This is a genomic window from Bosea sp. OAE506, assembly GCF_040546595.1.
Classification (GTDB): Bacteria; Pseudomonadota; Alphaproteobacteria; order Rhizobiales; family Beijerinckiaceae; genus Allobosea.
Genome location: NZ_JBEPOB010000001.1, coordinates 3,706,780 through 3,732,373, shown reverse-complemented (window position 1 = coordinate 3,732,373; position 25,594 = coordinate 3,706,780). Strand labels below are relative to the sequence as shown.

The window sequence follows — 25,594 nt, the reverse complement described above, 5'->3', positions numbered from 1 at the left end:
GCGCATGAACGCTCCCACCCCCGGCCAGCTCACCTCGTCACTGCTCTATCTCGACGGCGTCAGCGTCTCCTTCGACGGCTTCAAGGCGATCCGCGGCCTCTCGCTGACGATCGAGCCCGGCGAAATGCGCGCCATCATCGGCCCCAACGGCGCCGGCAAGACGACGATGATGGACATCATCACCGGCAAGACCAAGCCCGATGTCGGCACGGTGATGTTCGGCGGCTCGATCGACCTGACGAGGCTCGACGAGGCGGCGATCGCCAATCTCGGCATCGGCCGCAAGTTCCAGAAACCCACCGTCTTCGACTTCCACACCATCGAGGACAACATCCTGCTGGCCCTGAAGGCGCCACGCACGGTGGCGCGGACCCTGTTCTGGAAGACGGCGGCCGCGCAGCAGAAGCGCATCGACGACATCCTCGGCATCATCAAGCTGGGAGATGCACGCGAGCGGCTCGCCGGGTCGCTCTCGCACGGCCAGAAGCAGTGGCTCGAGATCGGCATGCTGCTGGCGCAGGACCCCAAGCTCCTGCTCGTGGACGAGCCCGCCGCCGGCATGACCGACGGCGAGACCGCCGAGACGGCCGTGCTCCTCAAGGAGATCGCCAGGGACCATTCGGTCATCGTCGTCGAGCACGATATGGGCTTCATCCGCGAACTCGGCGTGAAGGTCACGGTGCTGCACGAGGGCTCGGTGCTGGCCGAGGGCCCGCTCGACCAGGTCAGCGCCAATGAGCGCGTCGTCGAAGTGTATCTGGGGCGATGAGCATGCTGACCGTCGACGCCATCGACCTGCATTACGGCGCCGCCCAGGCGCTGCGGCGGGTCTCGATCACCGCGCAAGCCGGCAAGGTCACCTGTGTGATGGGCCGCAACGGCGTCGGCAAGACCACGTTGATGCGCGCCATCGTCGGGCAGCAGGCGATCAGCGCGGGCAAGATCTCCTTCGGCGGCGAGGACATCTCGACGCTGCGCACCGAGGATCGCGCCCGCGCCGGCATCGGCTTCGTGCCGCAGGGCCGCGAGGTCTTCCCGCTGCTCAGCGTGAAGGAAAACCTCGAAACCGGCTTCGCGCCGCTGCCGCGCCGGGAGCGCTATGTCCCGGACGAACTCTTCGACCTATTCCCCGTGCTCAAGTCCATGCTGGGCCGACGCGGCGGAGACCTCTCGGGAGGCCAGCAGCAGCAACTCGCGATTGCGCGGGCGCTGGTGACCCGACCCAAACTGCTGGTGCTGGACGAGCCGACGGAGGGCATCCAGCCCTCGATCATCAAGGATATCGGCCGCGCGATCGACTATCTGCGCTCCAAGGGCGACATGGCGATCGTGCTGGTCGAGCAGTATTTCGACTTCGCCCGCGACCTCGCCGACACGATGTTCGTGATGGACCGCGGCGAAGTCGTGCTCTCGGGCGCGATGAAGGACCTCGACGCCAACCAGGTCCAGCGCCTGATCCAGGTCTGAGGGCCGCGCGCCGGCCTCGGCTGACCGCGCTGCCGGCAGCGGCGGCTTGATCCAGATCATGGCGACCCTGCGCCGGTTGCAGGGACACTCCTCGAAATCGGGCCAGCCGGCCCCTCCGAGGGAGAGTGATCGTGGCGACCCGTCGACAGCCCTCAGCCGGTGCCGCGCGTCGGCAGCCCCGCCCAGCGCCGAAATCCGGCGAGCCCGCCATGACCGCCGAGGGCATTGAGGCCGGTCTGGCCGCGGAACGGACGGAAGCCGTTCAGGAAGCGCAGATCGCCGCCATTGCTTCGGTATCCGGCGAAGCCGATGCGGCAGAGGGGATCGATGCGATCCTCGCGGGCGCTGCCCCCGACGACGCCCGCCGGATGCGCAGCGCGCTCGGCCTGCCGAAGGCGCCGGGGAAGCCGCGCGAAACCAGCGACGAATTGTCGGGCGACTGGCGCCAGGGCGCCTATCCCTATCGCTACAAGATGCTGCGCAAGGACTATGAGCGCGACAAGTTCAGGCTCCAGTCCGAACTTCTCAAGCTGCAGACCTGGGTGAAGGAGTCGCGCCAGCGCGTCGTCATCCTGTTCGAGGGCCGCGATGCGGCCGGCAAGGGCGGCGCCATCAAGCGCTTCATGGAGCATCTGAACCCGCGTGGCGCCCGGGTGGTGGCGCTGGAGAAGCCCAGCGAGGTCGAGCGCGGCCAGTGGTACTTCCAGCGCTATGTCCAGCATCTGCCGACGACGGGCGAAATCGTCCTGTTCGACCGCAGCTGGTACAACCGCGCCGGCGTCGAGCGCGTCATGGGCTTCTGTTCCGACAGCGAATACCGCGAGTTCCTGCGCCAGGCGCCGGAGTTCGAGCGCAACCTGGTGCGCAGCGGCATCCACCTGATCAAGTTCTGGTTCTCGGTCAGCCGTAACGAGCAGCATCGGCGCTTCAAGGAGCGCGAGGCCCACCCGCTGAAGCAGTGGAAGCTCTCGCCCGTCGATCTCGCCAGCCTCGACAAATGGGACGACTACACGGCGGCCAAGGAGGCGATGTTCTTCGCCACCGACACGGCCGATTCGCCCTGGACGGTGGTGAAGTCCGACGACAAGAAGCGGGCGCGGCTGAACGCGTTCCGCTATGTGCTGCGCTCGCTGCCCTATGCCGGCAAGGACGTCGACCGCATCGGCGCCGTCGACACGCTGCTCGTCGGCCGCGCCAATTTCGTTTACGAGCGCGACGAGCAGGTGCCGGGTCAGTCGGCCTGACGACACCGCTCGCCCCGCCGCCTCGGGCGGCGGCGGATGCGGCGCTCAGAACGCCAGCGGCGCGTTGTCGACGACCTCTTTCATCACGAAGAACGTGCGGGTCTGCCGCACGCCGGGCAGCGCGATCAGCTTGTCCCCATGCAGCTTGTTGAAATCCGCCATGTCGCGCACGCGGATCTTCAGGATGTAGTCGAAATCCCCGGCAACGATGTGGCAGTCGAGCACGACCGGCATCGCCCGGATCGCCGCCTCGAAATCGCCGAAGCTCTCGGGCGTGGAGCGGTCCAGCACGACGCCGACGAAGGCCAGCGTGCCCATCTCCACCTTCTGCGGCGAGACCTGCGCCTGCACGCCGGTGACGTAACCCTCCGTGAAGAGGCGCTGGATCCGCCTGTGGCAGGTGGCGGCGCTGGTGTTCACGCGCTTGGCGATCTCGGCGTTGCCCATCCGCCCGTCGCTCTGCAGCAGCCGCAGAATCTTGAGGTCGGTCCGGTCGAGTTTGGGCTCCATGAAAGGATCTTCCGAAAAAAGGGATAAATCTGAGAGCCACAACAGGAGATGGGATCCAACACAACGTCAAGGCGCCGCTTCAGGATCCAACTTCGGAAGCACCTTTCAGGAGATTTTCGCTAGTTTTCCCGGAGTTCAATCCGGAGCAAGCGAGAACCATGCTGTCGAAATTCGAGCGCTATCCGCTGACCTTCGGCCCGACGCCGATCGAGCCGCTGCCGCGTCTGTCTGCCCATCTCGGCGGCCAGGTCGAGCTCTTCGCCAAACGCGAGGACTGCAATTCCGGCCTCGCCTTTGGCGGCAACAAGCTGCGCAAGCTCGAATACATCGTGCCGGACGCGATCGCGTCGGGCGCCGACACGCTGGTCTCGATCGGCGGTGTCCAGTCGAACCACACCCGCATGGTCGCCGCCACCGCCGCCAAGATCGGCATGAAGTGCCGTCTCGTGCAGGAAAGCTGGGTGCCGCATGAGGATGCCGTCTATGACCGCGTCGGCAACATCCTGATGTCGCGGGTGATGGGCGCCGACGTCCAGCTCGTCGACGAGGGCTTCGACATCGGCATCCGCCAGAGCTGGGAGAATGCGCTGGCCGATGTGAAGGCCAAGGGCGGCAAGCCCTATCCGATCCCCGCCGGCGCCTCCGTCCACAAGTTCGGCGGCCTCGGCTATGTCGGCTTTGCCGAAGAGGTGAGGGCACAGGAGGCGCAGCTCGGCCTCCGGTTTGACTATATCGTCGTCTGCACCGTGACGGGCTCGACCCATGCCGGCATGGTCGTCGGCTTCGCGAAAGACGGCCGCCAGCGCAACGTCATCGGCATCGACGCCTCCTTCACCCCGGCCCAGACGAAGGCGCAGGTGCTCGACATCGCCCAGAAGACCTCGGCCCTGATCGGCGGCAAGGACATCGTCGCAGACGACGTCGTCCTGAACGAGGATTACGCCTATCCGGTCTATGGCGTGCCCTCGCAGGAGACCATCGAGGCGATCCGACTCTCGGCCCGGCTCGAGGGCATGATGACCGACCCCGTCTATGAGGGGAAATCGATGCAGGGCATGATCGACCTGGTGAAGAAGGGCTTCTTCCCCGCCGGCTCGAAGGTGCTCTACGCCCATCTCGGCGGCGTGCCGGCGATCAACGGCTACAGCTACACCTTCCGAAACGGCTGACGGCGATGGAGGTCGTCCTCCTCATCGAGTTCGAGGCCGCCGCGCCCGGGCGCGCCGCCCTGCTGGAGCGGGTCGGTGCGCTCGCCCTCACGGGGCGGGGGCGGCTCAGCTTTCTCGGAACCGCCCCGGGCGAGTCGCCAGGGCCGGGCCGCGAAGTCCTGGCTGTCGGGCTGGCACGGGCGGCCGAGGCCTCCGCGCTCGTTGCACGCTGGCGCGAGGAGGGGGCGCTTCCGGCCGATGCCTGCGTGCGCCATCTCGCCGTCCAGCCGCTCTGGTCGATGGAGCCGCTGGCGCTGATGTTCCCCTGACCGCAGCGTCGGGTCCGGGGACCGTCCGGTGTCCCGGCTTGTCGGCGGGGGGCGGAGGATGCAAGAACCCGCCGATCGCCGGCTGCGTCGCTCGCCGGCCCGATGGGAGTTCGCGAGATGCAGCTGGGAATGGTCGGCCTCGGCCGGATGGGTGGCAACATCGTGCGCCGGCTGATGCGCGCCGGCCATGACTGCGTCGTCTATGATCGCGATCCCAAGCCCGGCGCCGCTTTGGCGGCCGATGGCGCGGTCGTCGCCGCCGATCTCGCCGACATGGTCGCCAAGCTCCAGGCGCCGCGCGCGATCTGGGTGATGCTGCCGGCCGGCAAGATCACCGAGGCGACGCTGGCGGAGCTCGCCGGCCTGCTCTCGCCGGGCGACACGCTGATCGACGGCGGCAACGCCTTCTGGAAGGACGACGTCCGCCGTGGGCGCGAGCTGGCGGCCAAGGGCCTGCACTACATGGATGTCGGCACCTCCGGCGGCGTCCATGGTCTCGACCGCGGCTACTGCCTGATGATCGGCGGCGACAAGGAAGCCTTCGACCGGCTGGAGCCGATCTTCGCGACGCTCGCGCCCGGCAAGGGCGAGATCGAGCCGACGAAGCATCGTGAGGGGCGCAACCCGACGAGCGAGGAGGGCTATCTCCATTGCGGCCCGGTCGGCGCCGGCCATTTCGTCAAGATGGTCCATAACGGCATCGAATACGGCATGATGCAGGCCTTCGCCGAGGGCTTCGACCTGCTGCGCAATGCGTCGGCCAAGGAAGGCCTGCCGCCTGAATACGGCTTTGCCTTCGACACCGCCGAGATCGCCGAGGTCTGGCGCCGCGGCTCGGTGGTGACCTCCTGGCTGCTCGACCTCACGGCCGAGGCGCTGGCCGCCGACGAGGACCTCTCCGCCTATTCCGGCAACGTTTCCGATTCGGGAGAGGGGCGCTGGACCGTCGATGCCGCGGTCGAAACCGCGACGCCGGCGGAGGTGCTGACCTCGGCGCTGTTCGCGCGCTTCCGCTCGCGCGTCGATCACACCTTCGGCGAGAAGGTGCTCTCGGCAATGCGCGCCGGCTTCGGCGGCCATGTCGAACCCAAAAAGCAGGGCTGACGCCGGATGGTTGCCTCGCACACCGCCGTCAGGCCGGCCGTCATCGTTGTCATGGGCGTCGCCAGCTCGGGCAAGACCTCGCTGGGCGAGCGCCTCGCCGGCCAGCTCGGCTGGCCCTTCCGCGACGCCGACTCGTTCCACCCGCCCGAGAACGTCGCCAAGATGGCCGGCGGAACGCCGCTGACCGACGAGGACCGCAAGCCTTGGCTCGCTGCCATCGCCGCCTGGATCGACGATCTGCGGGCCTCCGGCTATCACGGCATCGTCACCTGCTCGGCGCTGAAGCGGGCCTATCGCCGCGTCATCGTCGGCGACCGGGAGGATGTCGCGCTGGTCTATCTCAGGGGCTCGCGCGAGCTGATCGGGCAGCGCATGGCACAGCGGCAGCATCACTTCATGCCGACGGCGCTGCTCGACAGCCAGTTCGCCACGCTCGAGGAGCCGGGGGCGGACGAGCGGCCGCTCGTCGTCTCGGTCGAATCGTCGAAGGACGCGATCGTCGCGGACGTGCTGACGCGGCTCGCGCTGGCCTGAGGCCGCCGGGGAGCGTCAGCGGCGCTTGAACGGCCAGCGGATCACGCCGCCGGCCTGCAGCGCCCACCAGACCAGCACGGGCTGCAGCGCCAGCCGCGGCGCGTGATACCACCAGCTCGACGGGAGCCCGGTGACGGAAACGCCTTCCAGCGCGTGCTTGATGTTGGCCGGGAAAACGCAGGCCGCGTAGAGCGCGAGCCCGATTCCGGCCGCCGCGCGCAGGCGCGGGATCATCAGGCCGATGGCGCCGGCGATTTCCGCAAGGCCGGTGACCATTACGACCGTCAGGGGCGCGGGCACCCAGTCCGGGACGATCGGCAGGAAACCCTCGGGGCGGGAGAGATGCAGCAGGCCGGCCGCGAAATAGAACGCCGCCAGCAGCCACCGCATCGCTCGTCGCAGGCGGCTCTCGGCCATCACGTCACCTCGAACCAGGTCCAGAGGCCGCGGTCGAAGCGCTCCAGCACCGTCGAGGAGATCAGCCAGCGCCCGGGATTCTCCGCGATGAAGGCGATGTGCAGGCGCTTGCCGTCCGGGATCTGCACCGTGTCGAGGAAATAGGGCTCCCAGCCATCGTCGAGCGGGTGAAGCAGACGGAAGCAGTGGCCGTGCACATGCAGCGGCTGGAGGAAGGCGGTGCGGTTGTCGATGGCCAGAACGATCGGCGTACCGCGCTTGACGCTGAACAGCGGCTTGCCCGCGGCGTCACCGACCCCGCCATTGAGCCGCCAGGGCCGGGCTGAGTCGACCCCCGCCATGTCGAGCTTCAGATCCGCGCCGAGCTTCGCGCCGCCCTCGATCACGATCTGCGGCCGCACCGCATCCTGCAGTCGCACGGCCGCCGGCAGCGTCGGGTTGGCCTTGAGCGCCATTGGCGCCGTCGAGGCCGGCCGGGCGGCGCCCTCGGTGACGAGCCGGACCAGCGGCACGCCCGATCCGACCAGCGCCGTGACGATGGCGGTCGCCCCCGCCTCGGTGGGCATGTCGACCAGGAGGTCGTAGCGGGTCCCCGGTGCGAAGGGCAGTTGCGAGCGCACCGGCTCGAAGGATTCGGTCGGTTGACCGTCGACCGCGATGACCACCGCCTTGATGCCGTCGAAGCGCAGCCGCATGATCCGGGCATTGCAGGCATTGGCGAGCCGCAGGCGCACGCGCGCTCCGGGCGCGACCGGCACGCGCTGCGGCGGCGCAGCGCCGTTGACGGTGATCCAACTGCCCAGCCGGCCCGCGGCAGCAGCTGCAGGGCTTTCAGCCGCGAAGGGCTGGAGCGCGTTGTCGTCGCCCAAGAGCCAGTCCATGACCAGGACGGGCAGGTCAAGATCGACCGGCGGCGGGTCCTTCTCCTCGACCACCAGCAGACCGCTCAGGCCACGGGCCGCGGGCTCGGCCGCGCCGTTCAAGACCAGAGGCCGATACAGGATCGTGCCCGAATCCGGCGGCTTCAGCCGGTAGGTGAATCGCTCGCCCGGCGCGATCGCCGGCTGGCTGAAGCCGCCGACGCCGTCCATGGCCGCCTCGCCGCGCAGCCCGTGCCAGTGCAGCGCCAACGGCGCGGTGGTGTTGTTGACGAGGTCGAGACGCAGCGTCTCGCCCTGGCGGATTCGCAGGGCGGGGCCCGGCGTGGCGCCGTCGAAGGCCCAGATCTCGCTGTCGAGGGCCGGCGCCGGGCGCAGCCGCGCCTTTGCCGGTGCGGCGGTGAGGCTGCGCGGCGGCAGCTCGGCTGCGGCAGGCGGCGCTGGTGCGGGCTGGGACCTCGCGCCGCCGGGTAGGCCGGTGAGAGCTGTCGCGGCGGCGAGGCCGGTCAGCGCGGCGCGGCGGGTCGGCGGAGCGGGGCGGTCTGTCGCGTCGGTCATGCACAACCGCATAATCGGCAGCGGGAACGAAGGCGAGAGGCCGCGTCCTTGCGATCGCGTGAGGACGGCCGCCCGGCGTCTTTTGCAGAACCGTCATTTTTTTGCTGCATGGGCCGCCCGAAATGCGTATAGCACCGGCGCCCAATGATGGCCGCGCTGCGCTTTATCGCGTGCTGGCGCCATCGGGCCGGCGGGCGTGGCGGAACTGGTAGACGCACTGGTTTTAGGTACCAGCGGCGAAAGTCGTGGGGGTTCGAGTCCCTCCGCCCGCACCATCGGATGGTTTTCGTGAGCGCGGCGGCGGTCTCCCCGGCGTCGCGCTTTGGACATTGAAGTAACGAGCTGTTGGCGGATCGAAAACGATGAACGTGACCGAAACCCTCTCGCAGGGCCTCAAGCGCGAATTTCAGGTGGTGCTGAACGCCGCCGACCTCAAGACGCGGCTCGATGACGGCCTCCAGGGTCTTCAGGGCAAGGCCAAGATCAACGGCTTCCGCCCCGGCAAGGTCCCGGTCGGCCATCTGCGCCGTCTCTATGGCCGCTCGGTCATGGCCGATGTCGTTCAGAACGCGGTCAACGAGGCCAACCAGAAGATCGTCGCCGATCACGGCCTGAAGCTCGCTTTCGAGCCGCAGATCAAGTTCCCCGAGAACAAGGACGAGATCGAGGCCGCGATGGAGGCCAAGGGCGATCTCGCCTTCACCGTCGCGCTCGAGGTTCTGCCGAAGATCGAGCTCGCCGACCTGTCGGACGTGGCGCTGGTCAAGCCGGTCGCCGAGGTTCCCGATGCCGATGTCGACGCCGCGCTGGAGCGGATGGCCGGCTCGAACCGCAGCTTCTCCAACAAGGGCGAGAAGGCCAAGGCCGAGAAGGGCGACCGCCTGATGATCTCCTTCGTCGGCACGCTCGAGGGCAAGCCCTTCGACGGCGGCACGGGCGAGGGCATCGCGCTGGACGTCGGCGCCGGCCAGTTCATCCCCGGCTTCGAGGAGCAGCTCGAGGGCGCCAAGGCCGGCGAGACCCGCACCGTCAAGGTCACCTTCCCGGAGAACTATACCGCCGAGCAGCTCGCCGGTAAGCCGGCCGAGTTCGAGGTCACCGTGACCGAGGTTCAGGCTCCCGAGCCGGTCAAGATCGACGACGAGCTGGCCAAGGCCTTCGGTCTGGAGTCGCTCGACGCGCTGAAGAACGCGATCCGCGAGCAGATCGGCCGCGATTTCGGCACCCAGTCGCGTCGCAAGCTCAAGAAGAGCCTGCTCGACGCGCTCGACGGCAAGTACACCTTCGAGCTGCCGCCGACCCTGGTCGAACAGGAGTTCGGCAGCGTCTGGAGCCAGGTCGAGGCCGACATGAAGGACGCCAAGAAGTCCTTCGAGGACGAGGGCACGACCGAGGAGGCCGCCAGGGCCGACTACCGCAAGATCGCCGAGCGTCGCGTCCGTCTGGGCCTCGTGCTGGCCGAGATCGGCGAGCAGGCCAAGGTGCAGATCTCGGATGACGAGGTCACCCAGGCTCTCGTCGAGCGCGCCCGCCAGTTCCCGGGCCAGGAGAAGCAGGTCTGGGAGTTCTACCGCAAGAACCCGCAGGCGCTGGCCGAGATCCGCGCCCCCATCTTCGAGGAGAAGGTCGTCGACCACCTGCTCGGTCAGGTGAAGGTCGAGGATCAGACCGTTTCGCGCGAGGCGCTCTTCGCCGACGAGGACGCCGAGGCGACCGCCGACGCCAAGCCGAAGAAGGCCGCTGCCAAGAAGGCGAAGAAGGCCGACAAGGCCGAGGATGCGCCTGCCGACGACGCGTCCGCCTGACGATACGGAAACCTTATTCTCAACATTCGCGCCGCTCGGCCACGTGCCGGGCGGCGCTTCTCTTTTCAGCCGCGTTTGCCGTGCTTATGTGAGTGTCTCTCACGACAGTCACGATTCGACCGACCGCCGGTTTCCGGCCTCCGCTCTTCCGGCCTCTTCCATCCAAGGACATTTCCATGCTTCGCGATCCGATCGAGACCTACAACAATCTCGTCCCGATGGTGGTCGAGCAGTCGAGCCGCGGCGAGCGCGCCTTCGACATCTATTCGCGCCTGTTGCGCGAGCGGATCATCTTCCTGACCGGGCCGGTCGAGGACTACTCGGCCTCGCTGATCGTGGCCCAGCTCCTGTTCCTCGAGGCCGAGAACCCCAAGAAGGAAATCTCCTTCTACATCAATTCGCCTGGCGGCGTGGTCACCTCGGGCCTGTCGATCTACGACACGATGCAGTTCATCCGCTGCCCGGTGACGACGCTCTGCGTTGGCCAGGCCGCCTCGATGGGCTCGCTGCTGCTGACCGCCGGCGCCAAGGACATGCGCTTCGCGCTGCCGAACGCGCGCATCATGGTGCATCAGCCCTCGGGCGGCTATCAGGGCCAGGTCACGGACATCCTGATCCACGCCCGCGAGGTCGAGAGCCTGAAGCGCCGGCTCAATGAGATCTATGTCAACCACACCGGCCGTACCTATGCCGAGATCGAGGCGGCCCTCGAGCGCGACAACTTCATGACCGCCGAGGCGGCCCGCGAGTTCGGGCTGATCGACAAGGTCATCGACAAGCGGCCCGAAGACGCCGCCTGATCGCTCCTGCGACGAGCGGGCGCGCTGCGTATGGGTTGGCTCGGCCCTGCCGAGCCCCCATATTGCAAGGTGGCCGGCCCCGTGTTTGCATGGGGAATCGGATGGATGCGGGATGATCCCGCAGGTGTTCCACACTGATCCGCTTGTGGATCAGCCGCGAAATCAGGCGTTTCGGAACGAGCCGTTAACCTGATGATCGTGAACTGGACGCCTATGATGACGAAGAGACGACGGTTGCATCCGCTTAGGGCTGATGTGGTCTCCGGCTCCGAGAATGGAGATGGACGATGAGTAAGGTCAGCGGCGGCGATTCCAAGAGCACGCTCTACTGCTCCTTCTGCGGCAAGAGCCAGCATGAGGTTCGCAAGCTCATTGCGGGCCCGACCGTGTTCATCTGCGACGAATGCGTCGAACTCTGCATGGACATCATCCGCGAGGAATCGAAATCCGCGCTGGTCAAGTCCAAGGACGGCGTGCCTACGCCGAAGGAGATCCGCAAGGTCCTGGACGACTACGTCATCGGCCAGGAGCACGCCAAGAAGGTGCTCTCCGTCGCCGTCCACAACCATTACAAGCGCCTCTCGCACGCGACGAAGCACAACGACGTCGAGCTGGCGAAGTCCAACATCCTGCTGATCGGGCCGACGGGCTCGGGCAAGACGCTGCTCGCGCAGACGCTCGCCCGCATCCTCGATGTCCCCTTCACCATGGCCGATGCGACGACGCTGACCGAGGCCGGCTATGTCGGCGAGGACGTCGAGAACATCATTCTCAAGCTGCTCCAGGCCTCCGACTACAATGTCGAGCGGGCGCAGCGCGGCATCGTTTACATCGACGAGATCGACAAGATCAGCCGCAAGTCCGACAACCCGTCGATCACCCGCGACGTCTCGGGTGAGGGCGTGCAGCAGGCCCTGCTCAAGATCATGGAAGGCACCGTTGCCTCCGTGCCGCCGCAGGGCGGGCGCAAGCATCCGCAGCAGGAGTTCCTGCAGGTCGACACCACCAACATCCTCTTCATCTGCGGCGGCGCCTTCGCCGGCCTCGACAAGATCATCGCGGGCCGCGGCAAGGGCACGTCGATCGGCTTCGGCGCGACCGTTAAGGGCCCCGACGAGCGCCGCACCGGCGCGATCTTCCGCGAGGTTGAGCCCGAGGATCTGCTGAAGTTCGGCCTGATCCCGGAATTCGTCGGCCGTCTGCCCGTCCTGGCGACGCTGGAGGACCTCGACGAGGCCGCGCTGAAGACCATCCTGACCGAGCCGAAGAACGCGCTGGTCAAGCAGTATCAGCGTCTCTTCGAGATGGAGGATACCGAGCTGACCTTCACCGACGAAGCGGTCAGCCTGATCGCCCGCAAGGCCATCGAGCGCAAGACCGGCGCGCGCGGCCTGCGCTCGATCATGGAAGGCATCCTGCTCGAGACGATGTACGAGCTGCCGGGCCTCGAAGGCGTCGAGCAGGTCGTGATCGGCCCCGAGGCGGTGGAATCCAAGTCGCGCCCGCTGTTCATCTACTCGGAGCGCGAGGAAGAGGCGAAGTCGGCCTCGGCCTGATGCCGGAAGGGGAGAGGTCCGGCTGGTATTGACGTGGGGTCCGGCCGGTCCCTGGCCATCGCGCCGCAGATGTCTCCGCGTCGAACGCGCGCCCTCTGGCGCGCGTTTTGCGTATCGGCAGGGCGTCTTCTTCGGGTCGGGCGACGAATGCTTGGCGGGACCTTGTTGGTCCGTTGATATCGCACGGCGAAATCGGATCTGCGTCTGGGCTGGAGCAAATTGACGCGGTGCAAATGTCTGGGGCCAACTGTCGCCGGATCGCTTGAAAGCTGGTGAGGAAGTCTCCACTTTAATCTCACTCGCGAGAGTCGCATGCCTGTCGAGGGTGCGATGCGCGGGGGCGGACGGGTGAATGGTCGCCACGCTCGCTTACGTCCGGCGCCGACGCCCATTGCGGGGTAGACGGCGGGCGCAACCACAAAGGAAAAGTCATGACTGGCTCGGCGCCCCGCGCTCCTTTCGTGCCCGGTGAAACCGGCACATATCCGGTTCTCCCCCTGCGCGACATCGTCGTTTTCCCCCATATGATCGTGCCGCTCTTCGTCGGCCGCGAGAAGTCGATCCGTGCCCTCGAGGAGGTCGTGAAGACCGATGGCCTGATCCTGCTCGCCACGCAGAAGAACGCTGGCGACGACGATCCGGAAACCAAGGACATCTATGAGATCGGCACGCTCGCCCGCGTGCTGCAGCTGCTCAAGCTGCCCGACTCCACCGTCAAGGTGCTGGTCGAGGGCGTCGGCCGCGCCAAGGCGACGGCTTATGTCGCCGACGAGGCCTTCTACCAGGCCGAGGCCGTGAGCCTCGCCGAGGAGGAGGGCAAGAAGGTCGAGGTCGAGGCGTTGGGCCGTTCGGTCGTCAGCGAGTTCGAGAGCTATGTGAAGCTCAACAAGAAGATCTCGCCCGAGATCGTCGCCGCCGTGTCGCAGATCGAGGAGCCCTCGAAGCTCGCCGACACCGTGGCCTCGCATCTGGCCGTCAAGATCGCCGATCGTCAGGCGGTGCTCGAGATCACCCATGTCGCGCATAGGCTGGAGAAGGTTCTCTCGCTGATGGAAAGCGAGATGTCCGTGCTCCAGGTCGAGAAGCGCATACGCTCGCGCGTCAAGCGCCAGATGGAGAAGACCCAGCGCGAGTACTATCTCAACGAGCAGATGAAGGCGATCCAGAAGGAGCTGGGCGACGGCGAGGAAGGCCGCGACGAGCTCGCCGAGCTGGAAGAGCGCATCGCGCGCACCAAGCTCTCCAAGGAGGCCCGTGACAAGGCCATCGCGGAGATGAAGAAGCTGCGCCAGATGTCGCCGATGTCGGCCGAGGCGACGGTGGTGCGCAACTATCTCGACTGGATGCTCGGCATCCCGTGGGGCAAGAAGTCGAAGATCAAGAAGGACCTTCCGGCCGCCCAGGCGGTGCTGGACGACGATCACTTCGGGCTCGACAAGGTCAAGGACCGCATCGTCGAATATCTCGCCGTGCAGCAGCGCGCCAATCGGCTCGCCGGCCCAATCCTGTGCCTCGTCGGCCCCCCCGGTGTCGGCAAGACCTCGCTCGGCAAGTCCATCGCCAAGGCGACGGGGCGCGAATTCGTGCGCATGTCGCTCGGCGGCGTGCGTGACGAGGCCGAGATCCGCGGTCACCGCCGCACCTATATCGGCTCGATGCCCGGCAAGATCATCCAGTCGATGAAGAAGGCGAAGACGGCCAACCCGCTGATCCTGCTCGATGAGATCGACAAGATGGGCCAGGACTTCCGCGGCGATCCGTCGGCGGCCCTGCTCGAAGTGCTGGATCCGGAGCAGAACGGCACCTTCAACGACCACTATCTCGAGGTTGACTACGATCTGTCGAACGTCATGTTCGTGACGACGGCGAACACGCTGAACATCCCGCCGGCCCTTCTGGACCGCATGGAGGTGATCCGCATCGCCGGCTACACGGAAGACGAGAAGACCGAGATCGCCCGCCGCCACCTGATCCCCAATGCGATCAAGAAGCACGGGCTGGAGTCGAAGGAGTGGTCGATCGAGTCCGACGCGCTGCAGACCCTGGTCCGCCGCTATACGCGGGAGGCCGGCGTCCGCAATCTCGAGCGCGAGCTCTCCAACACCGTCCGCAAGGCGGTGAAGGACATCGTGCTGACCAACAAGAAGAAGGTCACCGTCACCGGCGAGCTGCTCGAGGAGTATCTCGGCCCGCCGCGCTACCGCTATGGCATGGCGGAGACGGAGGACCAGGTCGGTGTCGTCACCGGTCTGGCCTGGACCGAGGTCGGCGGCGAGTTGCTGACGATCGAAGGCGTCATGATGCCCGGCAAGGGCAAGATGACCGTCACCGGCAACCTCAAGGAGGTGATGAAGGAGTCGATCTCCGCAGCGGCGTCCTATGTCCGCTCGCGCGCCGTCGATTTCGGCATCGAGCCGCCGCTCTTCGACCGTCGCGACATCCACGTCCACGTGCCCGAGGGGGCGACTCCGAAGGACGGTCCCTCGGCCGGCATCGCGATGGCGACCTCGATCGTCTCGATCCTGACCGGCATCCCGACCAACCGCGACGTCGCCATGACCGGCGAGGTCACGCTGCGGGGCAGGGTGCTTCCGATCGGCGGGCTGAAGGAGAAGCTCCTGGCGGCGCTGCGGGGCGGCATCAAGAAGGTGCTGATCCCGGAGGACAACGCCAAGGATCTGGTCGATCTGCCCAAGTCCGTGAAGGAGGGCATGGAGATCGTGCCGGTCTCGCGGATGGAGCAGGTCCTGCAGCACGCCCTGACGCGTCAGCCGGTGCCGATCGTCTGGGAGGAAGACATCAAGGCGATCCCGAAGGTCACCGAGGACGATGCGACCGGCGTGGTCGCTCACTGACAGCCAATCGAGGCTCATTCAGAAGGCCGCCGGGCAACCGGCGGCCTTTCCCTATGGTAAAGCCTTAACGAGTCTGCAGGCATTCTCCGCACGTCGGAGATGACGGCGATGGGTGAGACGCGTTCGAGTTCGGGTGAGGCGGCCGCGAGGCACGCCCCGGCCAGCCTGTTTGCCTACAGGTCGCTGATCTGGTCGATCGTGCTGCCCGGCGTGACCGCCATCATGCTCCTCATGATCGCGCTGTCCGTCTATCTGCCGGGATCCATCGTCGCAGTCGAGGTGCGCGCGGCGCGCGAGCGTGCCGTGGCAGGCGCGATGCGGCTGGTGGCGCTGCGAGCGTTCTATTCCGATGCCGTGATCGCCCGTCTGCCGCCCAAGGGCGTGGGGGCCGCCAAGTCCGGCTATGGGCCCGACCTGCATGCGATCCCCGTCCCGACCAGCTTCCTGCTCGACTACACGGAAAAACTGGCTGCCGGTGGCGACCAGATCAGGCTGGTCAGCCCCTATCCATGGCCGCAGCGGCCCCGGCGCGAAAGCCTCGACGCCTTTCAGGCCGCGGCATGGAAAGTCCTGACGGAGGAGCGGCCGCCGTCCTACAGCGCCATCGAGGGGGAGGGTGCCGACGCGGTCCTGCGCGTCGCCGTGGCCGACCGCATGACGCAAAGCTGCGTCAATTGCCACAACAGCCATCCCGATTCCCCGATCCGCCTCTGGAAGGTCGGCGACGTCCGCGGCATCATCGAGATTAGGCAGCCCCTTGCCACCGTCACCCGGGAGGCCGGGGAAATCGGTTGGCGCCTGATGCAGGGCGGGCTGCTGGCGGCCGCCGTCTTGGCGCTGACCTTTGTTGCCGTCGCGCTACGCGTCGTCCGGCCGCTGCGTGACCTGACCGCCATCATCGGCCAGCTCGCGCAGGATCGCGGTGGTGTGGTGAAAGTCCCCTATGTCGACCGGCGCGACGAATTGGGTGTCGTCGCGCGCGCTCTTCAGATGTTGAATCGGGAGCGGCGCGCGGCCCTCGCCGCGCAGCAGGAGGCCGATGAGGAGGCGCGCCAGCGGCTCGAGCGGGCCGGCCGGCTGCATCGCTTCAGCGCCGGGCTGGGGGAGGACCTGCACCGCCTGCGCGCCGAAGCGGCTGCTTCCTCGGGGGCGATCCGCGGCGCGGTCGATGAGGTCGCCGCGCTGTCTGCCGTGAGCGGTGACCTGGTGCGCCAGGCCGGGACGCATGCCGCCCGGCTGGACGATGCCGGGCGGGCGGTGATCGCGCTTGGAACGGCGATCGGCACGGCCGTCCAGACCGTCGAAGCCCATCTCGATCTCGTCGGCCATCAGGCCGAGCATGCGGTGCGTCGCTCGCGCGATGCCGAGGATCGCACCCGTCGCCTGGCCACCGAGGCCACCCGCGTCGGCGATGTCGTGGGCGTCATCCGGGACATTGCGGAGCAGGTCAATCTGCTCGCCCTCAATGCGACCATCGAGGCCGCACGCGCAGGACCGGCCGGGCGCGGTTTCGCGGTCGTGGCCGGCGAGGTCAAGGCGCTGGCCGAACGGACGGCTTCAGCGACCGAGGACATCGCCGATCGCATCTGCAAGATTCAGCTCGCGTCGGGCGAGGTTGCCGCCCAGATCACCGACATGACAGGCTGCCTTGTCGGCGACGGCGCGACGGCTCGCGATCTCGCCCAGCGGCTGCGCGACGACGTCGCGGTCTCGGCCGATATCGAGCGCCATATGCGGACGGTTTTCGAGGAGGCGAATGCTATGGTCGCCGCGCTCGATCGTGTCAGGAGCGAAACGGCCGCCGCCGGCGGTAGCGTGCAGGCGCTGGACGATGCGTCGTCGCGAGTCGCGTCGGCGGTGCAGCAGCTGGACCGCCACGCCGAATCGCTCTCGCGCGAGATCGCCATGGCCTGAACGGTCTGGATGGTGGGCGGTGACGGGCTCGAACCGCCGACCCTCTCGGTGTAAACGAGATGCTCTACCGACTGAGCTAACCGCCCGCGCAGCCGCATGTAAGCCGTGCGGAGGCGGCCATCAAGCCTTCCGTCGCGCGATGGCGGGACGCACGCTACACACATCCCCAGACGGATCCCGGCGATCTGCATTTTGCCGGCGCTGCGCGCTTGACACTTCGGGCCCGTCGCCATAATCCACACCTCGCCGACGGCCACAGCGTCTCGGCTGCCCTGCGCGGGCGTAGCTCAGTTGGTTAGAGTGCCGGCCTGTCACGCCGGAGGTCGCGGGTTCGAGCCCCGTCGCCCGCGCCATTTCTTCAATGATCTCAAAAAATTGCTGGTAGGAGCGGATCCGTTGGTTCGGATGCCGCTTGAGGCCTTTTGGCCTGCTGCCTATGCTGGGGGCCGGCTGCGATCTGCCTCGATGTCGAGGGCGCTTCGGCCGCGATTTCGCGAGGCATTTCCGCTCATGACGGCTTCCCTTCTGCTGCGCGACGTCCGCCCCTTCGGCGGAGCGGCGACCGACATCCTGATCGAGGACGGCCGCATCGCCCGCGTCGCGCCGGCCATCGCGGCGCCTGGCGTCCTGGTGGAGGAGGGACGTGGCGAGATCGTCGTGCCCGGCCTCGTCGAGGCGCACACCCATCTCGACAAGAACCTGCTCGGCCTGCCCTGGTACGTGAACGAGGTTGGCCCGAATCTGCTCGACAAGATCGACAACGAGCGGATGAATAAGAAACGGCTCGACATCGAGCCCGCCCGCCAGTCGGCGCGGCAGGCTGTGCGGGCTCGGTCTTCGGTGCCACCCATATCCGCAGCCATGTCGATGTCGACACCGAGCACGGTCTCTGGGGCATCGAGGGCGTGATGGCGACCCGCGATGCCTGGCGCGACATCGTCGACATCGAGCTGGTCGCCTTTCCACAGTCCGGTCTGCTGCGCCGCCCGGGCACGCTCGAGGTCATGGACGCGGCCATGAAGGCCGGCTGCGAGGTCGTCGGCGGGCTCGACCCCTGCGGCATCGACCGCGACCCCAGGGGCCATCTGGACGCGATCTTCGGGCTCTGCCAGCGCTACGGGAAGCCGCTCGACATCCATCTGCACGAGCCCGGGGAAATGGGCGCGTTTTCGCTGGACCTGATCATCGAGCGGACGCGGGCGCTCGGCATGCAGGGCAAGGTCGCGATCAGCCATGCCTTCTGCCTGGGCACGCCCGATCCGGCGCTGGTGGATCCGCTGATCGAGGCGATCGCCGAACTCGACATCGCCATCGTCACCACGGCGCCGGCCAGCCGGCCCGTTCCGGCCGTGAAGCGGATGCTCGCCGCCGGCATCCGCATCGCCGCCGGCTCCGACGGCATCCGCGACACCTGGAACCCCTATGGCAATGGCGACATGCTGGAGCGCGCCGTGCTCGTCGGGCTGCGCAACAATCTGCGCCGTGACGACGAGGTACGGCTCGCGCTCGACACCTGCACCGTCGAGGGCGCGAAGCTGATGGAGGTCGCGGACTATGGGCTGGCCGAGGGCTGCGCCGCCGATCTGCTGATCCTGCCCGGCGAGACGCTGGCCGAGGCGGTCGTCAACCGCTCGCCCAACCGCCGCGTTCTCAAGCGCGGCCGCATCGTCGCCCGCGACGGCGTGCCGCTGCGCCCAGCGGCCTGAGGCCGAAGCTCAGTTCTTCTTGAGCCCCGACAGGCTGCGCGCCTCGACTTGGTCCATGGCGCGCACCTGGCCCCAGAAACTCGCCGGCGTCTCCAGCAGAGGCCGGAAGCCGCAGTAATCGAGCATCCAGTCCGTTTGGGCCTGTGCCGTGTCGAGCACCGCATCCTCGTTGACGAACTGCGCGACGCGGCCGCGCAGCGCGATCCGCCCATCGACGATGACGGTGTCGACGTCGTTGCCATTGGCGAAATAGACCAGCCGGAACAGCGGCATGTTGGCCGGGTAGAGATGCGGCCGGCGCCAGTCGAGCAGCACGACGTCGGCCTTCTTGCCGACCTCCAGCGAGCCGATCTCGTCGGCCATGCCGAGCGCCCGGGCGGCATCGACGGTGCACATCTCCAGCACGCGTCCCGGCGGCAGCCAACTCGGATCGTGGTGGAAGGTGCGGTGGTAATGCATGCATTGCTGCATGTGACGGAACATGTCGCCCGAGCGGTCCGGCGCTGTGGCATCCGAGCCGAGGCAGACATTGGCGCCGGCCTCCAGCAGCTCCGTGACCGGGCAGCGCGCCAGGATCGAGGCGACGGCGGATGGATTATGGACGATATGCGTGCCGGTATCGGCGACGATCGCGATCTCCTCGTCGGTCAGCGCCGTCGAATGCGAGAGCAGCGCATGGGACCCGAGAATGCCGAGCTCCTTGGCATAGGCGACGCTGCCCTTGGTGTGCCCGTCCTGGGTGAAGACGAGCCCGGCCTCCCTGGCGAAGTCGGACATGCGGCGGCCCTGCGCACGCGCATCGGCCAGATCCGATGCGCTGAGCCCGGCCTCGTGCTCGGCCCGCAGCGTCGGCGTGATCAGCGCGATGTTGAGCCGCTTGCCGAGCCGGCCATGCTGGGTCTCGACCAGTGACTGGCAGGTCGCAAACATGTCCTTGAACGTCGTGGCGTGCTCCTTCGCCTCGCCGTTCTCGAAGCGGGCATAGGTGCGCGGGAAGGGCGGGCGCGTCGCGCCGACCGCCAGCACCGAGCGCGTGCCGACCTCGGCGACGCCGTCGAGATGCGCCTCGCCATAAACAGGCTCGTCGCAGCGCATGATGGTGTCGCCGCCGCCCAGCAGCGCGACCGCGGTCGTGACGCCGAAGCGCAGTCGCTCCAGCGCCGCGAGCTGCGCCTCGGCGCGCCACCATTCCGGCGTCGAGGCGACGGTGTAGACCCTGTGGCAGACCTCGTACCATTCGTCGCTGCGCCCCCCGCCCATGGTCTTGATCAGTCCGTGGCCGGCATGGGTGTGGGCGTCGATCAGGCCCGGCATCACGATCTTGCCGGCAGCGTCGATGAGGGTGACGGCATCGCCCTGGCTGATCGCGAGTTCGGCGCTGGTGCCGACGGCGACGATGCGGTCGCCTTTGATCGCGACGGCGCCGTCCTCGATGACGCGCCGTGTGCCGTCCATGGTCACGACCACGCCGTGCTGGATCAGGATGTCGGTCATGGTCGTCTCCTCGGGCCTTACATGTTTGGATCGGTGAAGCCGGCCGTCAGGCTTCGCCGCGAATGCGCTCGAGCGTCGGCACGAGCGAGAGCAGTTGTCGGGTGTAATCGGCCTGCGGAGCCGTGAAGAGTGTCTCGGCCGCCGCCATCTCGACGATCCGCCCCGCGCGCATCACCGCGACGCGGTCGCACATCTGGCGGATCACCGCGAGGTCATGACTGATCAGCAGCAGCGTCAGCCCGGTCGCATCGCGCAGATCCTTGAGCAGGTTGAGGATCTGCGCCTGGACGGAGACGTCGAGGGAGGAGGTCGGCTCGTCGCAGACGATCAGCCGCGGCCGCGCCCCCAGCGCCCGCGCGATCGAGAGCCGCTGGCGCTGGCCGCCGGAGAAGGCATGCGGGAAGCGCTGTGCGGCCTCGGCCGGCAGGCCGACGGCCTCGATCAGCAAGCCGACATCGGCCTCGGCCTCGGCCCGCGTCCGCGCCAGCTCGTAGAACAGGATCGGCTCGGCCAGGATGCGGCCGACGCGCATCCGCGCGTTCAGCGAGGAATAGGGATCCTGGAAGATCATCTGGATGGCGCGCCGCGCCTTGCCCTTGCGCGGCGCCGCCTCCGCACCGGCGATCACCTGGCCGTCGAAGCGGATGGTGCCGCCGGTCGGCGCGCGCAGGCCCGCCACCACATTGGCGATGGTGGTCTTGCCGCAGCCGGACTCGCCGACGAGGCCGAAGACCTCGCCTTGCTTGATCTCGAAGCTCACCCCGTCGACGGCCCGGAAGGCGCGGGCGCCACGGCCGGCGAGGAAGCCCGCCCCGTAATCGACGCTGAGATTATCGACGCTCAGCAGGGGCACGTCGCGACCCGACGACGGGTCCCCGACGGCCAGGGCCTTTGCCCGAAGCCTGTCCCGGGCGGCGCCGGCCTCGGTCTGGTTCGCCCCGTCGAGCATCGGAAAGCGGTCGAGCCGGATGTCGATGCGTGGCACGGCGCCGATCAGGGCCTTGGCATAGTCCGCTTGGGGATTGTGCAGGACCTGCGCCACCGGCCCGCTCTCGACGATGTGGCCGCGATGCATGATCGTCACCGTGTCGGCGATCTGCGCGACGACGCCCATATTGTGCGTGACGAGCAGGATCCCGATGCCGCGCTCATCCGCCAGCCCGCGCAGCAGATCGAGGATCTGCGCCTGGATCGAGACGTCGAGCGCGGTCGTCGGCTCGTCGGCTACGAGCAGCTGGGGCTCGCAGGCCAGGGCGCAGGCGATGACGACGCGCTGCCGCTGCCCGCCGGAGAGCTGGTGCGGATAGGCCGACAGCCTGCGCTCCGGCTCGGGAATGCCGACCGCCTTCAGCAGCTCGAGCGCCCGCGCCCGCGCAGCGGCCCGGTCCAGCGGCAGATGCGCCCGCAGCGTCTCGACGATCTGGCTCTCGATCGTGAAGAGCGGGTTCAGGCTCGTCATCGGGTCCTGGAACACCGCGCCGATGTCGCGGCCGAGCCGGACCGCGCCGGGCTTCTGCGGGTCGAAGGGCTGGCCGTCGAGCGCGATCGTGCCCGAGGCGATCCGGCCGGGCTTTTCGAGCAGGCCGAGCACCGCATTGCCGATCGTCGTCTTGCCCGCGCCGGATTCACCCACCAGCGCATGAATCTCGCCCGGCGCGATGGTCAGCGACGCGCCTTCCACCGCCGTCAGCACGCCGCCATCGGCCAGCGGGTATTCGATCCGCAGCCGGTCGATGGCGAGTATGGGGGCAACCATGCTCATCCGCGCCCCTGCAGCTTCGGGTTGAACAGGTCGCGCAGCCAGTCGCCGACGATGTTGACGCCTAGCACCAGCAGCACCAGCAGCAGCGCCGGAAACAGCGCGATCCACCACACGCCGGAGAAGACGAACTCGTTGCCGATCCTGATCAGCGTGCCGAGCGAGGGATAGGTCGGCGGCATGCCGACGCCGAGGAAGGAGAGGGTGGCTTCCGTCAACACGGCGGCGGCGAGGTTGATGGTCGCGATCACCAGCACCGGCCCCATCACATTGGGCAGGATGTGCCGCAGCATGATCTGGCGAGAGGGCAGGCCGATGACCTTGACCGCGCGGACATAGTCGCGCGCAGTCTCGACCATGGTCGCGGCCCGTACGGTGCGGGCATACTGCACCCATTCATGGATCGCGATCGCCCCGATCAGGATGAAGGGCGCCCACTCCGCCGAGCTCGCGGCCGGAAACAGCATCCGCGCCACCCCGGCGACGAGCAGGGCGAGCAGGATGGTCGGGAAGCTCAGGATGATGTCGCCGAAGCGCATGATCGCGGCATCGACCCAGCCGCCGAAATAGCCAGCGATCAGGCCGAGCCCGACGCCGACCACCGCCGCCACCATCACGGCGCCGCCGCCGATCAGGATCGAGACACGCGCGCCGTAGAGCATGGCGGAGAGCAGGTCGCGGCCCTGGTTGTCGGTGCCGAGCAGGAAGCGCGGATCGCCATCGGGCGAGAAGCGCGGCGGCAGCTCCGCGTCGATCAGGTTGAAGCTCGTCAGGTCGGTCGGATCGAACGGCGCGATCAGCGGGGCCAAGGCGGCCGCCGCCACGATGACGACGGCCATCAGCCCGGCGAGCCAGACCGAAAGCGGAACGCGCCGCAGCCGCCGGGACAGGGAGGCCGCCACGCTCAGCTCCTCACGCGCAGACGCGGATCGACCAGCGCATAAAGCAGGTCGACGGCGGTGTTGATGAGGACGAAGAGCAGCCCGACGAAGAGCAGATAGGCCGCCATCACCGGCACGTCCGAGAAGCTGACGGCCTGGATGAAGAGCAGCCCCATGCCGGGCCACTGGAACACCGTCTCGGTGACGATGGCGAAGGCGATCAGCGAGCCGATCTGCAGCCCCGTGACCGTGATCACCGGCATCAGCGCGTTGCGCAGCGCCAACGTGAAATGGATATGCCGGGCCGACAGGCCGCGCGCCCGGGCGAAGCGGATATAGTCGCTTGAGAGCACATCGATCAGCTCCGAGCGGACGAGCCGCATGATCAGGGTGAGCTGGTAGAGCGCCAGCGTGATCGAGGGCAGGATCAGCGCTTTGAGCCCGCTGACCGTCAGCAGCCCCGTCGACCAGGGGCCGATCTGCACGGTCTCGCCCCGGCCGAAGGAGGGCAGGAGGCCGAGCGTCACCGCGAAGGTCAGGATCAGGACGATCCCCGTCACGAAGGTCGGTGTCGAGATGCCGATCAGCGACACCGCCTGGACCAGGCGCGCCGCGACCCCGTCGGGCTTCAGCGCACAGAGCACGCCGAGCGGAATGCCAAGCACCAGCGACAGGACCGTCGCGACCAGAACCAGCTCCAGCGTCGCCGGCAGCCGCTCCGCGATGAGGGCGGCGACGGGGCGCTGGTTGCGATAGCTGATCCCGAAATCGCCGCGGACGATCCGGCCGATGAACGCGCCGAACTGCACGATGATCGGCCGTTCCAGACCCAGTGCCTCGCGCAGTTCCTGCTTTTCCTCGACGGTCGCGTTCTCGCGCGACAGAGCCGAGACGGGATCGCCGACGAAGCGGAACATGCCGAAGGACACCGCCGAGACCGCGAGCATGACGAGCACGGCCTGGCCGAGGCGGGCGATCAGGAGGCGCAGCATGGCAGGCGGTCCGGCCTCGGCGAACGCGTCACTTCACCTGCGCGAACCAGAGGCGGACATACTCGTCCGGGAACTGCGGAACATCGACACCCTGGCGGGCGGCCCAGGCCACCGGCTGCAGATGCAGCGGCAGATAGGCCACCGTATCGCGCGCGATCTTCAGCGCCTCGATCATCATCGCGCGGCGCTTGGGCTCGTCGAGCTCGACGGCGGCTTCCCGCGTCAGGCGCTCGATCTCCGGGTTGGAATAGCCCATCGCGTTCGAGCCACCATAGCCGTCCTTCGGCGCCGTCAGCAGCGCCGAGAGCACGCTGAACCCGTCCATCGGCGGCAGGGTGGCCCATCCCAGCATGAAGGCGTCGAACTCGCCGCGATCCTGCTTGGGGAAATAGGTCGCCCGCGACTCCGTCTTCACCTCGGTCTGCACGCCGATGCGGCTCCACATCGCGGCGACCGCGACACAGATTTGCTCGTCGTTGATGTAGCGGTCGTTGGGACAGTTCAGGCCGAGCTTGAATCCGCCGGGATAGCCCGCTTCGGCCAGCAGGGCCTTGGCCTTGTCGGCGCTGTAGCCCGGGAGGACGTCGTTGGCCTTGTCGTAGCCGGGCACCGGCGGGGCGACCAGCGTGCCGGTGTTCTGCGACTTGCCGCGCATGACCCGCTTCTGGATCGCGTCGAGATCGACCGCCTGCCAGAGCGCCTGGCGGACCTTGAGCTCCTTCAGCGGGTTCTTCTGGCCCGGCGCCGCCCTGAGTTCGTCGCGCTGGTTGAAGCCGAGGAAGATCAGCCGCAGCGAGGGCTCCTCGATCACCTTGAAGGCGCTGTTGGCGCCGATGCGGGCGAGATCCTGCAGCGGTGCCGGCGCGATCAGGTCGAGTTCGCCCGAGAGCAGGGCCGCGACGCGCGTGGCGTCCGACTTGATCGGCTTGAACTCGATGCGGGTAACGTTGTGGGCCGGCTTGTCCCACCAGTCCGGGTTCACGACCATGGTCGTGCCGGCATCGGGCTTGAAGGATTCGAGCTTGAACGGGCCCGTGCCGATGGCGGTGGTGGAGGCGGCGGTGCTGACGCCGGTGGCGATATTGCCCGGCTTGAGCGAGCCCGTCTGCTCCATCCACTCCTTGTCCATGATGTAGATGCCGGCGAGATCGTTCAGCAGCAGCGGGTAGGGGCCCTTGGTGACGAGATCGACGGTGAAGTCGTCGACCTTCTCGGCCCGGATCACCTGCGAGAGGTTGCCCCGCGCGCGGGCGCCGGGGTCGAGCAGACGGGTCACCGAGGCGACGACGTCGTCGGCGGTGAAGGCGTTGCCGTTGTGGAACTTGACGCCCTTGCGCAGCTCGAAGCGCCAGGTGTCGGGCTTGATCGTCTTCCAGCTCGTCGCCAGCGCCGGCTCGAGCTGCATCGTCCGCCCGCGGCGCACCAGCGGGTCGAAGACGTGGTGGAGCATCGCCGTGGTGAAGCTCTCGGTCTGGGCATAGGGGTCGAGCGTGGCGATGTCGGTCGGCGCGGACCAGCGCACCGTGTTCGCACCGGCCGCCGTGGCGGCGAGAACGGCCGCCGACGCGGCGGCCAGAAGCGTAACGACCCGGTTCATCCGACACCCCTCCATGCGCAGATCACTGCATGCCGTATCATACGCA

Annotated in this window: 22 protein-coding genes and 3 tRNA genes; 16 read left to right on the top strand and 9 right to left on the bottom strand. The window is 67.7% G+C overall.

Annotation, left to right across the window (positions count from 1 at the left end):
* Window positions 1-4 precede the first annotated feature (4 nt).
* The 3 genes from urtD to ppk2 all read left to right on the top strand — a co-directional run bounded on the left by urtD (window position 5) and on the right by ppk2 (window position 2,711).
* Window positions 5-769, top strand: coding sequence for an urea ABC transporter ATP-binding protein UrtD (gene urtD, locus ABIE41_RS18120; protein ID WP_066716481.1), 765 nt, complete (start codon window positions 5-7; stop codon window positions 767-769).
* A gap of 2 nt (window positions 770-771) precedes the next feature.
* A complete protein-coding gene (gene urtE, locus ABIE41_RS18115; protein WP_069054906.1) occupies window positions 772-1,467 on the top strand; it encodes an urea ABC transporter ATP-binding subunit UrtE in 696 nt (231 codons plus the stop codon).
* A gap of 209 nt (window positions 1,468-1,676) precedes the next feature.
* Window positions 1,677-2,711 (top strand): polyphosphate kinase 2, encoded by a 1,035-nt coding sequence (gene ppk2 / locus ABIE41_RS18110; RefSeq protein ID WP_192641668.1) that lies wholly within the window; start codon window positions 1,677-1,679, stop codon window positions 2,709-2,711.
* 45 nt (window positions 2,712-2,756) lie between these two features.
* On the opposite strand, the gene ABIE41_RS18105 is transcribed toward ppk2, so the two are convergent.
* A complete protein-coding gene (locus tag ABIE41_RS18105; protein ID WP_192641667.1) occupies window positions 2,757-3,221 on the bottom strand; it encodes an Lrp/AsnC family transcriptional regulator in 465 nt (154 codons plus the stop codon).
* Between the two features lie 158 nt (window positions 3,222-3,379).
* On the opposite strand from ABIE41_RS18105, the gene ABIE41_RS18100 reads away from it, so the two are divergent.
* The 4 genes from ABIE41_RS18100 to ABIE41_RS18085 all read left to right on the top strand — a co-directional run bounded on the left by ABIE41_RS18100 (window position 3,380) and on the right by ABIE41_RS18085 (window position 6,336).
* A complete protein-coding gene (locus tag ABIE41_RS18100; protein ID WP_192641666.1) occupies window positions 3,380-4,390 on the top strand; it encodes a 1-aminocyclopropane-1-carboxylate deaminase in 1,011 nt (336 codons plus the stop codon).
* Window positions 4,391-4,395: 5 nt separating this feature from the next.
* A complete protein-coding gene (locus ABIE41_RS18095) occupies window positions 4,396-4,698 on the top strand; it encodes a hypothetical protein (RefSeq protein WP_192641665.1) in 303 nt (100 codons plus the stop codon).
* A gap of 117 nt (window positions 4,699-4,815) precedes the next feature.
* A complete protein-coding gene (gene gnd, locus ABIE41_RS18090; RefSeq protein WP_192641664.1) occupies window positions 4,816-5,802 on the top strand; it encodes a phosphogluconate dehydrogenase (NAD(+)-dependent, decarboxylating) in 987 nt (328 codons plus the stop codon).
* A gap of 6 nt (window positions 5,803-5,808) precedes the next feature.
* Window positions 5,809-6,336: a gluconokinase gene (locus tag ABIE41_RS18085; protein WP_354192711.1), complete on the top strand. Its 528-nt coding sequence runs from the start codon at window positions 5,809-5,811 to the stop codon at window positions 6,334-6,336.
* Window positions 6,337-6,351: 15 nt separating this feature from the next.
* Here the strand turns inward: ABIE41_RS18085 and ABIE41_RS18080 are convergent, their stop codons facing one another.
* Together ABIE41_RS18080 and ABIE41_RS18075 are read right to left on the bottom strand one after the other, a co-directional pair.
* Entirely contained in the window at window positions 6,352-6,753 is a 402-nt protein-coding gene (locus ABIE41_RS18080; protein WP_192641663.1) for a DoxX family protein, read from the bottom strand.
* On the bottom strand, window positions 6,753-8,189 hold the full coding sequence (locus ABIE41_RS18075; protein WP_192641662.1) for a multicopper oxidase family protein: 1,437 nt from the start codon (window positions 8,187-8,189) through the stop codon (window positions 6,753-6,755). The genes ABIE41_RS18080 and ABIE41_RS18075 overlap by 1 nt, the downstream gene beginning before the upstream one ends.
* A gap of 190 nt (window positions 8,190-8,379) precedes the next feature.
* Between ABIE41_RS18075 and ABIE41_RS18070 the strand changes: the two genes are divergently transcribed.
* The 6 genes from ABIE41_RS18070 (at window position 8,380) to ABIE41_RS18045 (ending at window position 17,119) form a co-directional block, all read left to right on the top strand.
* Window positions 8,380-8,464: transfer RNA gene (locus tag ABIE41_RS18070), tRNA-Leu, on the top strand.
* 87 nt (window positions 8,465-8,551) lie between these two features.
* Entirely contained in the window at window positions 8,552-9,994 is a 1,443-nt protein-coding gene (tig, locus tag ABIE41_RS18065) for a trigger factor (protein WP_192641661.1), read from the top strand.
* A 176-nt stretch (window positions 9,995-10,170) separates the two neighbouring features.
* Window positions 10,171-10,794 carry an ATP-dependent Clp protease proteolytic subunit gene (locus tag ABIE41_RS18060; protein WP_192641660.1) on the top strand — a complete coding sequence of 208 codons (624 nt, stop codon included), beginning with the start codon at window positions 10,171-10,173 and terminating at the stop codon, window positions 10,792-10,794.
* Between the two features lie 287 nt (window positions 10,795-11,081).
* Window positions 11,082-12,350, top strand: coding sequence for an ATP-dependent Clp protease ATP-binding subunit ClpX (gene clpX, locus ABIE41_RS18055; RefSeq protein WP_069054914.1), 1,269 nt, complete (start codon window positions 11,082-11,084; stop codon window positions 12,348-12,350).
* A gap of 431 nt (window positions 12,351-12,781) precedes the next feature.
* Entirely contained in the window at window positions 12,782-15,205 is a 2,424-nt protein-coding gene (gene lon / locus ABIE41_RS18050) for an endopeptidase La (RefSeq protein WP_192641659.1), read from the top strand.
* 108 nt (window positions 15,206-15,313) lie between these two features.
* Window positions 15,314-17,119 (top strand): methyl-accepting chemotaxis protein, encoded by a 1,806-nt coding sequence (locus ABIE41_RS18045; RefSeq protein WP_210320829.1) that lies wholly within the window; start codon window positions 15,314-15,316, stop codon window positions 17,117-17,119.
* Window positions 17,120-17,129: 10 nt separating this feature from the next.
* On the opposite strand, the gene ABIE41_RS18040 is transcribed toward ABIE41_RS18045, so the two are convergent.
* A tRNA-Val gene (locus ABIE41_RS18040) sits at window positions 17,130-17,205 on the bottom strand.
* 190 nt (window positions 17,206-17,395) lie between these two features.
* Between ABIE41_RS18040 and ABIE41_RS18035 the strand changes: the two genes are divergently transcribed.
* The 3 genes from ABIE41_RS18035 to ABIE41_RS18025 all read left to right on the top strand — a co-directional run bounded on the left by ABIE41_RS18035 (window position 17,396) and on the right by ABIE41_RS18025 (window position 18,825).
* Window positions 17,396-17,472 (top strand) — tRNA-Asp (locus tag ABIE41_RS18035).
* 157 nt (window positions 17,473-17,629) lie between these two features.
* A complete protein-coding gene (locus tag ABIE41_RS18030; protein ID WP_354192706.1) occupies window positions 17,630-18,028 on the top strand; it encodes an amidohydrolase family protein in 399 nt (132 codons plus the stop codon).
* Window positions 17,971-18,825: an amidohydrolase gene (locus ABIE41_RS18025; protein WP_354193499.1), complete on the top strand. Its 855-nt coding sequence runs from the start codon at window positions 17,971-17,973 to the stop codon at window positions 18,823-18,825. The genes ABIE41_RS18030 and ABIE41_RS18025 overlap by 58 nt, the downstream gene beginning before the upstream one ends.
* A gap of 9 nt (window positions 18,826-18,834) precedes the next feature.
* On the opposite strand, the gene ABIE41_RS18020 is transcribed toward ABIE41_RS18025, so the two are convergent.
* From ABIE41_RS18020 to ABIE41_RS18000, 5 genes are all read right to left on the bottom strand, one after another.
* Window positions 18,835-20,319, bottom strand: a complete 1,485-nt coding sequence (locus ABIE41_RS18020) for an amidohydrolase family protein (protein WP_192641658.1) — start codon at window positions 20,317-20,319, stop codon at window positions 18,835-18,837.
* Between the two features lie 46 nt (window positions 20,320-20,365).
* Window positions 20,366-22,075, bottom strand: a complete 1,710-nt coding sequence (locus ABIE41_RS18015; protein ID WP_192641657.1) for a dipeptide ABC transporter ATP-binding protein — start codon at window positions 22,073-22,075, stop codon at window positions 20,366-20,368.
* 2 nt (window positions 22,076-22,077) lie between these two features.
* Window positions 22,078-22,917, bottom strand: coding sequence for an ABC transporter permease (locus ABIE41_RS18010; RefSeq protein ID WP_192642855.1), 840 nt, complete (start codon window positions 22,915-22,917; stop codon window positions 22,078-22,080).
* A gap of 65 nt (window positions 22,918-22,982) precedes the next feature.
* On the bottom strand, window positions 22,983-23,951 hold the full coding sequence (locus ABIE41_RS18005; protein WP_192641656.1) for an ABC transporter permease: 969 nt from the start codon (window positions 23,949-23,951) through the stop codon (window positions 22,983-22,985).
* 28 nt (window positions 23,952-23,979) lie between these two features.
* A complete protein-coding gene (locus tag ABIE41_RS18000) occupies window positions 23,980-25,548 on the bottom strand; it encodes an ABC transporter substrate-binding protein (RefSeq protein ID WP_192641655.1) in 1,569 nt (522 codons plus the stop codon).
* Window positions 25,549-25,594 lie beyond the last annotated feature (46 nt).

Bases quoted from the DNA above. Each gene is read 5' to 3' on its own strand.
- ABIE41_RS18095 (WP_192641665.1), top strand. From the start codon at position 4,396: ATGGAGGTCGTCCTCCTCATCGAGTTCGAGGCCGCCGCGCCCGGGCGC.
- ABIE41_RS18000 (WP_192641655.1), bottom strand. From the start codon at position 25,548: ATGAACCGGGTCGTTACGCTTCTGGCCGCCGCGTCGGCGGCCGTTCTC.
- clpX (WP_069054914.1), top strand. From the start codon at position 11,082: ATGAGTAAGGTCAGCGGCGGCGATTCCAAGAGCACGCTCTACTGCTCC.
- tig (WP_192641661.1), top strand. From the start codon at position 8,552: ATGAACGTGACCGAAACCCTCTCGCAGGGCCTCAAGCGCGAATTTCAG.
- ABIE41_RS18020 (WP_192641658.1), bottom strand. From the start codon at position 20,319: ATGACCGACATCCTGATCCAGCACGGCGTGGTCGTGACCATGGACGGC.
- ABIE41_RS18075 (WP_192641662.1), bottom strand. From the start codon at position 8,189: ATGACCGACGCGACAGACCGCCCCGCTCCGCCGACCCGCCGCGCCGCG.
- gnd (WP_192641664.1), top strand. From the start codon at position 4,816: ATGCAGCTGGGAATGGTCGGCCTCGGCCGGATGGGTGGCAACATCGTG.
- urtE (WP_069054906.1), top strand. From the start codon at position 772: ATGCTGACCGTCGACGCCATCGACCTGCATTACGGCGCCGCCCAGGCG.
- ABIE41_RS18045 (WP_210320829.1), top strand. From the start codon at position 15,314: ATGGGTGAGACGCGTTCGAGTTCGGGTGAGGCGGCCGCGAGGCACGCC.
- ABIE41_RS18085 (WP_354192711.1), top strand. From the start codon at position 5,809: ATGGTTGCCTCGCACACCGCCGTCAGGCCGGCCGTCATCGTTGTCATG.
- lon (WP_192641659.1), top strand. From the start codon at position 12,782: ATGACTGGCTCGGCGCCCCGCGCTCCTTTCGTGCCCGGTGAAACCGGC.
- ABIE41_RS18060 (WP_192641660.1), top strand. From the start codon at position 10,171: ATGCTTCGCGATCCGATCGAGACCTACAACAATCTCGTCCCGATGGTG.
- ABIE41_RS18015 (WP_192641657.1), bottom strand. From the start codon at position 22,075: ATGGTTGCCCCCATACTCGCCATCGACCGGCTGCGGATCGAATACCCG.
- ABIE41_RS18105 (WP_192641667.1), bottom strand. From the start codon at position 3,221: ATGGAGCCCAAACTCGACCGGACCGACCTCAAGATTCTGCGGCTGCTG.
- ABIE41_RS18080 (WP_192641663.1), bottom strand. From the start codon at position 6,753: ATGGCCGAGAGCCGCCTGCGACGAGCGATGCGGTGGCTGCTGGCGGCG.
- ABIE41_RS18005 (WP_192641656.1), bottom strand. From the start codon at position 23,951: ATGCTGCGCCTCCTGATCGCCCGCCTCGGCCAGGCCGTGCTCGTCATG.
- ABIE41_RS18100 (WP_192641666.1), top strand. From the start codon at position 3,380: ATGCTGTCGAAATTCGAGCGCTATCCGCTGACCTTCGGCCCGACGCCG.
- ppk2 (WP_192641668.1), top strand. From the start codon at position 1,677: ATGACCGCCGAGGGCATTGAGGCCGGTCTGGCCGCGGAACGGACGGAA.
- urtD (WP_066716481.1), top strand. From the start codon at position 5: ATGAACGCTCCCACCCCCGGCCAGCTCACCTCGTCACTGCTCTATCTC.
- ABIE41_RS18030 (WP_354192706.1), top strand. From the start codon at position 17,630: ATGACGGCTTCCCTTCTGCTGCGCGACGTCCGCCCCTTCGGCGGAGCG.
- ABIE41_RS18010 (WP_192642855.1), bottom strand. From the start codon at position 22,917: ATGGCCGTCGTCATCGTGGCGGCGGCCGCCTTGGCCCCGCTGATCGCG.